Below are 11,198 nucleotides of genomic sequence, written 5' to 3'. Positions count from 1 at the left end.
TACATTCCTTTTAATTCTCTTTTACTTTTTGCTTTTTCATCTTTTTTCATCTTTCCTCTGAATTCCTATCCAGAAGTCTTGATCCCCGACTCTTCTAAAGAATATTTAACTCATAACTTGGAGAAAGTAAGTTATGAGTGTTAGAATTCTGAAGTTAGATAAACAAGAAGTAGAGGGGGAAGTAGCTTCGAAGTGTGCAATGGGTTACTACAGAGTGAAGATAAAAATAGACAATGGAAAGATAGTTCAATCGGAATGTGAATGTGGAGAGAAAATGTGTAAACATGCTGTAAAGTTATACCTTAGATTCATGAGGCTAAAGGGAGAGGGTGTATTAAAGTCGTGAGTAACACGGACTGTGAAGTATATATAGAACACATGAAAAATTACAGTTATGTTACATAAAAAAGAAAACACGAAAAATTGATTGGTCTCACTCTATTGCTACAACCCAAGGGACAGGTTTCACGAAAGAGAAGTTCACTAAAGTACCATCGTATACGGCTATCGGATCATGGAGAACGTAATGGTAATTTCCAGCTGGACCACCCCAAGTAAGCATTTCCACGGGACTAGATGTTGGCACATTCATTATAGTGAGGAATGGCTGAGGCTTTCCTGTAGCTTGGTTGATGCTTTCATAATTGAAAGATACGTTGCCGTTAATAGCGAAGGCGAACACTTCAAAGGGTACGTATCCGTTTCCTGGTTCAGTTACATTATACACTGCATAATACACTACAGAGAAGTCGAATGTTGTGAGATTCGAGGTACCAGTGTCTATTTCAGTGTTAGGCTGTATCAAGACTACGATGTTCCCAGCGCTGACTAAAGCTCCGGTAGTTCCGTTCACCTGGTATGTATAGGAAGTTATTGGAGTCAAGCCGAAGGCTGTGCTCTGAGTTAAGTTCACCATCTTAGGTGCTTGTCCCGCTGAATTAGTTGTTTCGAATACCCAGATTACGGGTTTGACAAACTGTACGTTGGCGATCATGTTATCTCCGTAGATCCATTTGTCGGCAAATGCATATTTCCCTCCAACGTAGGTTCCGTTGCTGTATAGCTTTCCTCCTATCCACGTCCATGAAGTGGTGTTATCGCTTGTCTTAACTACAGTTATAGGAGCATAAGGAACCATCTTTCCACTTATATTGTGTACCAACGTAGCGAAAGTCCCTATTTGTCCATTTATCATGAAAGCGAACGCATAAGTGGGAGTTAATCCCTTAGAAGGCGAGGACACTCCGCTGATGCTGAAAGTGACCAATGAGAAACTGAACTGTCTCGATACTGTCCCGTTCTGGAACTGTACCATCGTTCCAGGCCTAACTGTAACCTCTATAGATCCTACCTTAAGTATGTAAGGTGTTGCGGACGAAGAGTTGACCGTAACCGTGTCAATACCGCTCTCAATGAACATTGGTACCTTAGGTTTAATCTCTGATTGTAGAGTGGTATAATTCTTCTCAAGGCTATTATAGCTCGCGTTTAGGCTGGCATATTTAGCGGAGATGTTAGAATATGAGGATGATATAGAAGAATAAGACGAATTTAGTGACATGTAATTAGAGTTTATTGAATTATACTCAAAAAATCCTACCGCGGCTATTATCACTAGAATTAGAATTACAACTCCTAAGCCTATAGTTTTTACATCAGCCATATTTTACCTGAGCTTTATGTTTGTCCTCTATTTATAAGCTTTTTTCCAAATTTAAAAATTCAGAGTCTCAACTAAGGGTGATAGCGATTAAAGGGAGTTCTCTATAACCCCATACAGTTAAGTATGTGACGAACCTCTATGTATTTCATCTGTCCTGGGGCTGTTGGTTCGTCAACTGAAGAGTAAATGAGCTGTGAGCCCAAGATCGAGAAAGCTATCCTTTCCATTGGGTTTACTCCCATCGGCATTACAGCTATCTTAGGATAAATGTCGAGAAGGGAAGAGAGTAAACCTTTGTAACCTTGTTTTCCGATCACCGCTACCTTGAATAAAGGGTTACTAGGCTCAAAAGGTGAGAATTTTTGAATTATCTCCTTTACATCTGGAATTCTGTTAAAGTAGTGACATGAAACTATAGTGTTCTCGTCCACATGCGTTTTATGTCTAGATGCAAATTCAGCCTCAACGTCTACGATGAAATTCAAGTCATGAAGGTGTTCATAGATTTTCGCTTTCACCTCTTCGTTTACGTGTTTCACTCCTCCTTCCTGTATACTCCTTATAGTGAATATTACTCTATCTCTAAAGGAACGTAGGTAGTCAAGCTCCTCAAGTATGAACGATGGGTCTTCAACGTAGTCCAACCTAAGTTCCATCATATCGGAACTTATGTCTTTAACTTTAGAAAGATCTTGTTTTCCCTTGATAGGTAAGGAAGCAACAACTTTAACCATTGACTATCCTCACCTTTCCTCCTATGGATGAATATTGCTCCCAGAACTTAGGGTTGCTCTTGTTTACACAGCAGGCGTCATCTATCTCACCTCCATCAACTGAGGACAGGGCTGCAGCCATCATAGCAATTCTGTGATCCGAAGGACATGAAATCTTCCCTCTCTTTATCTTCCCTCCTCTTATAACTAATTTATTATTCTCATAGTCTGCCTCTCCACCGAATGCGGAGACTGTATCTGTTATAGTCTTAATTCTATCGCTTTCCTTTATCTTCAACCTTTCAACTCCGGTAATGATAGTTTCCTTGTCTGACGCCATAGCTAACGTAGATATGGAAACTGCTAGGTCTGGCGCATCGTTAACGTCGACTGTTATCCCTCTAATTTCACCAGATTTAACTTCCCATGTGTTATTCACCCATCTGCTTTCTGCACCCATGTCCCTAAACAAGTTGACTATTGAGTGATCACCGAAGTACTCCTCGGGTCTATCTAGATCATGTACAACCAAGGTACCTCCAGAGATTATAGACGCTGCAGCTAGAAAAGATGATAAAGCGTAATCGCCAGGGACTTTACCAACAAAGGGAGAAAGTTCTCCGCTCTCATTAACTTCGATTACGTTACCCTTCATCTCTGCTTTTGCTCCCAATCTATTCATCAAGGAAATTGTCATTTTTATATATGATAAAGAAGAAGTTGGTGGTTTGACCTTAATCTTTCCTCCCCCTCGCAATAGCATACCATAGATCAGGCCAGAAATGTATTGGCTACTTTCGTCTCCTGAGATTTCGACCTCATCAACGGATAGTTTACCTTCGATTTCTGTAGGAAGAGTAGAAGAAGAGAAGCGTACCCCCTTATCTGAAAGGGACTCCACTATCCTTCTTATTGGTCTATACTTCAACGGAGGGTCTGCGTCAATTGTGATCTTGCCTCCAATCGAGGCTACAATAGGAATGAAAAACCTAAGAGTGGTAGCAGATCCTCTGAACTTGATGAAGTTATCCTTCAGCTCCATCTTCTCAGGAGGAAGTAATCTTTCCCTTTCCTTCCTCTCTCTCCTCACGCCTAGGAGAGTAACGGCGTCAATGGCATCCATTATATCGTCAGATTGAGGAAGTTCGATCAGCTCAATGGGGGTCTTCAGGGACGCAAATATTAGTCTAATCGATTGGCTTTTTGAAGGGGGCGCATTAGTTTCTCCTTGTACCCTGGACCTCTCAATTATGGCCTTCAACCTTCACAAACCTTGTTATTATAGGTTCTCCAAATTTTTTAAATAAGTCATAGATAGGTCCTTCATCACCTTCCTTGGTCACGGCAAAGTAAGACGGTCCATTTCCACTTATTCCCGCTGCCAGTGCTCCTTTCTTCATAGCCATTTCTATCGGTTCCTTAGGGTAGCCAAGGACTTCGGCTACTAGGAAACCGTTCAGGCTCATAGCCTTCAATGGACAAGACCTGGCTATTTTAAATATCTCGCTGAATGTCAAAGAGAACTTAGTCAGTAATTTCAAGTTAACGTTGGTTCTATTACCCTTGCGGAGTATTACAATAGACACTCCATCTGGCGGTTCCCTCATTTCGATGATCTCGAACCTCTTGTTGTTGGTGAAAGAAATCCCTCCATAATAAGACGAGGAAGCATCGTCTAAAGCTCCGGTGAACGAGACACCTGCTTTTATGGAGAGGATTGCTGAGAGCTTGGGAGGGTCTAAGTACTCTATGTTATACCTTCTGTATATCTCTTCGATGATAGCAACAGAAACCGCGCTACTACTCTTGAGACCGCTTCCTTGGGGAACCTCACTCTCAACGTTTACCCTAAGGTGGGGGATATCCCATTTAGATTCGAAGAAGTCTAGGATTTCTCTGATGAGTGACGACTCTTTCTCTTTCTCTCTCTCCTTTGTTTCCTCGATTTCAGCTTTCACCTTAAGGCCTACAGCCCCAGAGGACCCATACCATGAGGGGATGGCATTTACTATTGAGATTCCTGCATACGCGTGCATTCCCTCAAGTACCTCTCCCAGTTCTTCTGTATCGTATCGGCTTCTTCCTGACTTATCTTGGCAGGGTTGATGTTTCCGTTCCTCAACATATGATCAGCTAGTACTATAGCAGTCATGGACTCAGCCACAGTGACTCCTCTTATAGCTACTGCCGGGTCATGTCTACCCTTGACGGAAACAGTGCTTTTCTCACCCGTCTTCACGTTTATTGTATTTTGAGGTTTTCTGATCGAACTAGTCGGTTTAAAGGCACATCTAAAAACTATTCTCTCACCGTTCGTTATCCCTCCTAAAATTCCGCCTGCCAAGTTCTTAGCCCACCTTACTTTACCGTCACTTTTGATTATTTCGTCATTGGTTTCGCTCCCCTTCATCGAGGATGCACGGAACCCTAGGCCGTACTCGAAACCCATTGTCGCTGGAATGGACATTATAGCTTTAGCTAGATCCGCCTTGATCTTGTCGAAAACCGGTTCTCCAAGTCCTTTAGGAACGTTCTCCACGATGACCTCTGCGATACCTCCGTAACTATCTCCCTCAACTGTAGCCTCCTTAACTAGCTTCTCGTAAGCTTCCTCAGTCTCCTTGTCTGGGGCCCTCACGGGGCTATACTTTGAGCATAGAGCAGAACGAAAGTCCTTCGTTTCACTGAAGACTGGGCCTAGAGATTTCAAATATCCCGCGATCACGGTCCCTTGATGCATGATTAATTTCTTCGCTATAGCTCCAGCCGCAACTCTGCCTACGGTCTCTCTCGCGCTAGATCTTCCTCCTCCTCTATAATCCCAATTCTCATAGCCGTACTTGAAAATGAAGGGCAGGTCCGCATGTCCAGGTCTTGGGTTTACTCTTATTTCCTCATAAAGGGAAGATATCACGTCTGTGTTCCTCACAAGGATGGCTACAGGCGAACCGGTAGTTCTACCATTAAACACTCCGCTAAGGATCTCTGGTTCATCTTTCTCTCTCCTTCCGGAGACGAAAAGTCTTCCGGGTCTCCTGAAAGACAGCTCGAATTCTATGTCCTCTTTAGATAGAGGTATCCCAGCGGGGACTCCGTCAATTACGACTCCCACTGCAGGGCCGTGGCTTTCACCGAAAGTTGTTACCTTGAAAGCCTTACCAAACGAGCTTCCTGGCATAGAGATACTCCAACACTTTCATGTCTGGAACTGAGTTATTAAACCATAGTCTTTCAGCGTAAAGAGCTTGTCTAACCAGTATTTGAATTCCATTGATGGAGTCTATTCCTAGACTTTTTGCTGATTTTATCAGAGTTGTCTCTACTGGTCTATAGACGAATTCTATAACTAACTTAGATCCGTGACAAGGTAACTTCTCAGGGTCTGGTGTAGTGTTCACAGTAACGTCAGCTTCGTGACAGTCTTCTGTCACCTTCGCCTCGTAACCGTAACCTCTGATTCTGTCAGCCAGTTCTTCAGCTCTCTCCTTAGTTCTGTTGACGAGGAGGATCGTGCAACCTAATTCAGCCAACGCAAACGAGGCTGCTCTTGCAGCTCCTCCTGCACCGTATATGAGACATTTCCTTCCTTCCAAGCTGTCTATTCTTTCCTTCACCAATGTCTTGACGGCTTCGAAGTCTGTGTTAAATCCTCTTCTCCCTACTGTAGTGTTCACGGCCCCCAGCTTCTCCGCTCTGTCGTCTATGCTGTCCAAGAACTCTATGATCCTTTCCTTGTAAGGGATAGTGAAGTTTAGCCCTAAAGACACTTCGAGAAGGCCATCTATAGCCTTCTTAAACTTGTCTTCTTTTATATCAAACGAGAGGTAAACCGCGTTAATGTTTATGGATGAGAAAGAGAAGTTGTGTATTGCAGGGGATAAGGTATACCCTATGTTCTGGCCTACCACTCCTAGTAACTTAGTTTGCTGGTCTATCATGAGAGACACTGTCTTGTAAAGCCATTAAGAGTTTCTAAAGGCATGTCTACTCTTCTCCATTCTCCTAACCTAGTAGGCAATGGCATCATAACGTAGTTAGATCTCACTTTCTTATCCTTAGAAAGTGACGCTACAGCTTTCTCTATGTCTATTTTAGTTTCGAGTTTCTCCGAAGAGATGGGTAATCCATAACTCGAGAGGATCCAAGTGACGTCCTCCACAATTCCTTCCTCCGAGTACCCCATTTCCTCTGATATCTTTGCCTCACAGGTCATACCTACGGAAATGGCAAGACCGTGATGGACGGAGAAAGAAGATCCGGCTTCTATTGCGTGTCCTATAGTGTGACCAAAGTTCAACACTATTCTTATTCCTTTAGTTTCTCTTTCGTCTTGAGAGACCACGTTCAGCTTGTCCCTGATGGATCTGGTAATTACTTCCTCAATTACCCCGTGGTTTCTCTCTTTGAGTATTTCCTCCTGGTTCATCGCGAGAAAGTCATAGAATTCCTTATCGAGCACGATGGAATATTTTATGACTTCTGCCATTCCTCTCGTTATTTCCTGTTGCGGTAAAGTTGAGAGGAAATCCGTGTCAGCCACGATCAAGGAAGGCTGGTAGAAAGTCCCCAATACGTTCTTAACGTTCTTGAAGTTGACCCCGTTCTTTCCTCCTATTGCCGCATCTACCATGCCCAGGAGAGTGGTAGGTGCTATCACTAAGTTCAATCCCCTCATGTAAATTGAAGAAATGAATCCTACTACATCTGATATAGTCCCTCCTCCTATCGCTACCACATTATCTCCTCTGTCGAAACCCTGAGAGAACATGAAATCCACTATCTCCATTGCTCTCTCCAAATCCTTGGCTTGTTCACCGTCTTGAATTTCGTATCTCAAGAACTCGTTGTTTACTCCTTTCACTTTGTCCTTCAACGACGTAGGGTACACAAGGAGAGTCTTCCCTTTCAAAGAGGAGAGAGCTTCGCCGAGTATCCCTTTTCCCACTATAGTTCTAACTTCTTTACCTCCTATCTCAGTTAGGAACTCTTTCATACTTTTCTACCTAAAGCACTGACAACAGCCTTGATCCTGTTCATCAACACCTCGAACGACTCAGGAGTTAATTGCTGTTCAGAGTCGCTCAAGGCAACCTCGGGGTGAGGATGTACTTCTATTATAAGCATGTCAGCTCCTGCAGCTACTGACGCAAGGGCTAGGGAATGAACCAGTTCCCTCTTCCCCGCCGGGTGACTGGGATCGGCACAGACGGGAAGGTGAGTCATAGTCTTAGCTGCTATCATTCCTCCTATATCAAGGGTGAACCTAGTAGACTTTTCGAAAGTCCTTATTCCCCTCTCGCAGAGGACAACATTTCCGTTACTCTCCGAAAGGATGTACTCTGAAGCTTGAAGCCACTCTTCCACAGTGTTAGCCATTCCCCTCTTCAAGAGAACTGGTTTACCTAATTTACCCACTTCCCTGAGGAGATTGAAGTTCTGTGCGTTCCTAGCTCCTATCTGAACCATGTCCACTGTTTTAAAAACGTCTATGTCTCTTGTATCCATGATTTCAGTCACTACTGGCATTCCAGTTTCATCGCTTGCTTTCTTCAGTATCTTTACTCCTTGCTCTCCTAACCCCTGGAATGAGTAAGGGTTGGTCCTAGGTTTATACGCTCCCCCTCTCAAAAGTGACGCTCCCGCCCTTTTCACAGCTTTCGCTACTGTAAGGGTTTGTTCCTCGTTCTCTACAGCGCACGGGCCAGCAGCTACGACTACTTTCTCTCCTCCTATTTCCACGTCCTTAACTTTGATCTTAGTGGGTTCTTTCTTCCATTCGTTGCTAGCCAGCGGGAAAGGTCTCTTCACCTTAGTTGAAATCTCTATTGAGTCGTCATTTATCTTTTCAGCCTCAGAGTCAGGCCACACTATGACCACTTTCTTTCCGTAAATATCGACCGTCTTATACGATGCAGAGCTTGACTTAAGTTTCTCCATGAGAGTGGAAGTATCTGCTCCGCTTTTCAGTACGAACATGTACATTTCTTTTCTCACCTATTCATTTTCTTGTCAGACAATAACTCTTCATGTACTTTCTTAAGAGCATTAATGGATATCTCTCTGATCTCCTCTGCATATGGGTTATTGCTCTGTATCTCCAGTATCACGCTGGAGAGAGACCTAACTCTCTCTAACGACTTCGATATTTCCCTGAAGTTAGTCGTCTCAAACAGATTAGGATTAATCCCCATGATTGACGATGCTTCTCTTATTGATTCGTCCATGCCCATCATGTAGAAATGTACTAGAACTTGGACTATCGACATAGCCTTCTCGTGTGTTTCTGGATCAGTCAATACAGGTGATAATCCGGCCTTACTCCAAAAACTGACTAAATCGTCTATGTCTCCTGACGTTCGTGATCTCATGATAGCTATTTTCTCGCCCACGGGAAAGAGGAAAGGACCAAACAACGGATGGGTGGAAACGAACCTAAATGAATGTTCAATAGACTTCCTTTCTAAGTAAGTGAAAACCCTGGCCTTGGACGAGGTTATGTCCATCACTGTCTTTTCCTTCATCATGGGGAAAGTTTCATCTATAAATCCGGACTCTATCGGATCTGGAGGTATTGTAATTATTATAATCTCTCCCCACTTTATTGCCTCATTCATCTTCATGGTTACTGCCCTGAACTCGGACGCAAGGGATGAAGCCTTGCTCAGGTTCCTTCCAGTTATCACTACTTCATGTCCGACCAGGGAAAGAAGGGACGTGAGGCTCCTAGACATACCTCCGTATCCTATTATCACTACTCTCCTTTTTTCGTCAGGGTTAAGTTCAAGCATCTTAGAATATGAGAAAAACAAGGGAAGGATTGACCTAATGAAGGACTCGGGAATTCCGAGAGACCTAGATCTAGCCACCCATTTCTCTACTACTTCTTCTTCCCTAGACTTGTCCGTCAGAGGTTTCCCATCCTTTCGCTTTAACTTTCCTACTTCCTTAACTAATTTAAACCTTAAAGAAAGAAGAGATAAAATCTGTTCATCTACCTTATCAATTTCCGATCTTAAGGAAGAAATGTCGGTCATTCACTTCATCAATTCTAAAGACTCCTTAATTACAGTTTCATAGTTCACCTTGTAGTAATCTATCAGATCTCTTTGACTCCTTGCGGATCTTCCGAAAGTTGTAGCACCTACGAACCTCATAGGAACTGGGTACTTTCTGACTACCACTTCTGCTACAGCCGAACCTACTCCTCCGTATACGCTGTGCTCCTCTATAGTGACTATCCTACCGGTTTTCCTAGCATAATACTCTATGGTCTGTTCGTCTATCGGTTTGACGGAGGAGAGGTTTATTACCGCTGCGCTTATGCCTTTCCTTTCTAACTCCTCAGCTGCCTTCATGGCGTCCCAGAGGAGGACTCCGGCACCTATGATAGTCAAATCTGACCCCTCCTTCAGGACGTAGGACTTGCCTATCTCGAATTCATAATCCATTTTATCAGTAATTTGCGGAGAATATTCCCTTCCGACTCTGTAGTAGACTGGACCTTTATGACTGATTATCTTGGGTAGCCCTCTTTTTATGTCAGCTGAGTCTGCAGGTATGACAACGGAGAAGTTAGGCAAAGTTCGCATTAACGCTATGTCTTCAAGAGCCTGATGGCTCGAACCATCGCCGCTGTCGCTGTAGCCTGAATGTGTAACTATCAACTTGACGTCTAAGTTCATCCTAGAGATGGAGTTCCTTATCTGTTCCCAAGCCCTCATGAGAAACATGGCGAAGTTGACCACTACTGGCTTCTTTCCTACTGCTGACAGTCCAGCGGCGAAGTTGACTAGATCTTGTTCGGATATCCCTACATTGAAATACCTGTCATTAAACTTCTCTTTAAATTTGGAAGCTCTGGTTGAGTCACCAACGTCAGCTGTCATGACTACTAAGTCCTTGTCTTTCTCTCCTAGCTCAACAAGGACTTGAGCCAGTGTATCACGCATTGATAAGGTACTTCCTTGCATCATCAGGACTCGCCCTCTGTACTTTTGTGTTTTCAATTACTGGGAAACCCTTTCCTCTCAAGGTCTTCGCGAAGATTACGACTGGTTCCCTTATTTTATGGGCTTCCTCTATCGTGTCAATTAAGCTGGCGAAGTCATGACCATCACAGAAGAGAGTTCTCCATCCCACAGCTTTCCAAACGTCTGGAAGGAAGTGCTTCGGTTTAATGTCATCTACTGAACCATCAAGCTGATAGTTGTTTATTTCTATGAATGAAATCAAGTTATCCAACTTCCTTGTCACTGCATGTGTCATAGCTTCCCATATTTCACCTTCATCCTGTTCGCCATCTCCCATTATGACGTAGACCTTTCCTTTCCCTCCTTGCATCCTTATTCCTGTTGCTACACCTATTCCGAAGCTCAATCCTTGACCTAAGCTTCCGGTTGACATATCGATCCCAGGGATGAAAATCTCAGGATGGCCTTGTAGAAGCCCGCTTATATCTTGAATTTTCCATAGTTCCTCTTCTGGAATCAAACCCTTCTCAGCTAGGACTGCATAAAGACCTGGAGCAGCGTGACCTTTGCTCAATATCAGCCAGTCTTTATCGTATTTGGACTCTGAATCTCTAAGATATCTGAATATCAGAGCAGTTAAGATTTCAATACTACTTAGAGAAGATCCCACGTGGATTGAATGGTCATAGAACTGCATCTTGATTACATTATTTCTTGCCTTAGAAGCTACCTTACGTAGCTTGTTTATTTCATCTATTGATATTGGAATTCCATCACGCTCACCTTTTATTCCCATTGGAGCAATATCAGACCCCACTAGATCTAACTAACACTTATTTTTAAGTATTTTTA

The 11,198-nt window shown here is 43.3% G+C and carries 12 protein-coding genes; 1 reads left to right on the top strand and 11 read right to left on the bottom strand.

Going from position 1 to position 11,198, the window contains the following annotated elements; translation table 11 throughout:
* Positions 1-133 precede the first annotated feature (133 nt).
* The gene (locus tag IC007_RS07045) at positions 134-346 is read left to right on the top strand and encodes an SWIM zinc finger family protein (protein ID WP_054845073.1); all 213 of its coding nucleotides are present in this window, start codon (positions 134-136) and stop codon (positions 344-346) included.
* Positions 347-433: 87 nt separating this feature from the next.
* On the opposite strand, the gene IC007_RS07040 is transcribed toward IC007_RS07045, so the two are convergent.
* From IC007_RS07040 to IC007_RS06990, 11 genes are all read right to left on the bottom strand, one after another.
* On the bottom strand, positions 434-1,663 hold the full coding sequence (locus IC007_RS07040) for a hypothetical protein (RefSeq protein WP_054845074.1): 1,230 nt from the start codon (positions 1,661-1,663) through the stop codon (positions 434-436).
* A 101-nt stretch (positions 1,664-1,764) separates the two neighbouring features.
* On the bottom strand, positions 1,765-2,397 hold the full coding sequence (locus IC007_RS07035) for a type I 3-dehydroquinate dehydratase (protein ID WP_149528551.1): 633 nt from the start codon (positions 2,395-2,397) through the stop codon (positions 1,765-1,767).
* The gene (gene aroA, locus IC007_RS07030) at positions 2,390-3,637 is read right to left on the bottom strand and encodes a 3-phosphoshikimate 1-carboxyvinyltransferase (protein ID WP_054845077.1); all 1,248 of its coding nucleotides are present in this window, start codon (positions 3,635-3,637) and stop codon (positions 2,390-2,392) included. Before aroA ends, IC007_RS07035 begins: the two co-directional genes overlap by 8 nt.
* On the bottom strand, positions 3,621-4,412 hold the full coding sequence (locus IC007_RS07025) for a shikimate kinase (RefSeq protein WP_054845078.1): 792 nt from the start codon (positions 4,410-4,412) through the stop codon (positions 3,621-3,623). Before IC007_RS07025 ends, aroA begins: the two co-directional genes overlap by 17 nt.
* Positions 4,385-5,554 (bottom strand): chorismate synthase, encoded by a 1,170-nt coding sequence (gene aroC / locus IC007_RS07020; protein WP_149528550.1) that lies wholly within the window; start codon positions 5,552-5,554, stop codon positions 4,385-4,387. The genes IC007_RS07025 and aroC overlap by 28 nt, the downstream gene beginning before the upstream one ends.
* Entirely contained in the window at positions 5,532-6,314 is a 783-nt protein-coding gene (locus IC007_RS07015) for a shikimate dehydrogenase family protein (RefSeq protein ID WP_054845079.1), read from the bottom strand. The genes aroC and IC007_RS07015 overlap by 23 nt, the downstream gene beginning before the upstream one ends.
* Positions 6,311-7,369, bottom strand: coding sequence for a 3-dehydroquinate synthase (gene aroB, locus IC007_RS07010; protein WP_054845080.1), 1,059 nt, complete (start codon positions 7,367-7,369; stop codon positions 6,311-6,313). The genes IC007_RS07015 and aroB overlap by 4 nt, the downstream gene beginning before the upstream one ends.
* Entirely contained in the window at positions 7,366-8,358 is a 993-nt protein-coding gene (aroF, locus tag IC007_RS07005; protein WP_054845202.1) for a 3-deoxy-7-phosphoheptulonate synthase, read from the bottom strand. Before aroF ends, aroB begins: the two co-directional genes overlap by 4 nt.
* Positions 8,359-8,366: 8 nt before the next feature.
* A complete protein-coding gene (locus IC007_RS07000; protein ID WP_149528548.1) occupies positions 8,367-9,410 on the bottom strand; it encodes a chorismate mutase in 1,044 nt (347 codons plus the stop codon).
* Positions 9,411-10,349, bottom strand: a complete 939-nt coding sequence (locus IC007_RS06995) for a transketolase family protein (protein WP_054845081.1) — start codon at positions 10,347-10,349, stop codon at positions 9,411-9,413. It abuts the gene before it with no gap.
* A complete protein-coding gene (locus tag IC007_RS06990) occupies positions 10,318-11,142 on the bottom strand; it encodes a transketolase (protein WP_149528921.1) in 825 nt (274 codons plus the stop codon). The genes IC007_RS06995 and IC007_RS06990 overlap by 32 nt, the downstream gene beginning before the upstream one ends.
* Positions 11,143-11,198 lie beyond the last annotated feature (56 nt).

Origin of the sequence: Sulfuracidifex tepidarius (assembly GCF_008326425.1) — an archaeon.
Classification (GTDB): domain Archaea; phylum Thermoproteota; class Thermoprotei_A; order Sulfolobales; family Sulfolobaceae; genus Sulfuracidifex; species Sulfuracidifex tepidarius.
Note: the sequence above shows the minus strand (reverse complement) of the source record. Positions and strands in the feature narration are given on the sequence as shown.

What these genes read in the sequence shown, in the direction of transcription:
- IC007_RS07045 (WP_054845073.1), top strand. Translation starts at nt 134, where the DNA reads ATGAGTGTTAGAATTCTGAAGTTAGATAAACAAGAAGTAGAGGGGGAA.
- IC007_RS07040 (WP_054845074.1), bottom strand. Translation starts at nt 1,663, where the DNA reads ATGGCTGATGTAAAAACTATAGGCTTAGGAGTTGTAATTCTAATTCTA.
- IC007_RS07035 (WP_149528551.1), bottom strand. Translation starts at nt 2,397, where the DNA reads ATGGTTAAAGTTGTTGCTTCCTTACCTATCAAGGGAAAACAAGATCTT.
- IC007_RS07025 (WP_054845078.1), bottom strand. Translation starts at nt 4,412, where the DNA reads ATGCACGCGTATGCAGGAATCTCAATAGTAAATGCCATCCCCTCATGG.
- aroC (WP_149528550.1), bottom strand. Translation starts at nt 5,554, where the DNA reads ATGCCAGGAAGCTCGTTTGGTAAGGCTTTCAAGGTAACAACTTTCGGT.
- IC007_RS07015 (WP_054845079.1), bottom strand. Translation starts at nt 6,314, where the DNA reads ATGATAGACCAGCAAACTAAGTTACTAGGAGTGGTAGGCCAGAACATA.
- aroB (WP_054845080.1), bottom strand. Translation starts at nt 7,369, where the DNA reads ATGAAAGAGTTCCTAACTGAGATAGGAGGTAAAGAAGTTAGAACTATA.
- aroF (WP_054845202.1), bottom strand. Translation starts at nt 8,358, where the DNA reads ATGTACATGTTCGTACTGAAAAGCGGAGCAGATACTTCCACTCTCATG.
- IC007_RS07000 (WP_149528548.1), bottom strand. Translation starts at nt 9,410, where the DNA reads ATGACCGACATTTCTTCCTTAAGATCGGAAATTGATAAGGTAGATGAA.
- IC007_RS06995 (WP_054845081.1), bottom strand. Translation starts at nt 10,349, where the DNA reads ATGATGCAAGGAAGTACCTTATCAATGCGTGATACACTGGCTCAAGTC.
- IC007_RS06990 (WP_149528921.1), bottom strand. Translation starts at nt 11,142, where the DNA reads ATGGGAATAAAAGGTGAGCGTGATGGAATTCCAATATCAATAGATGAA.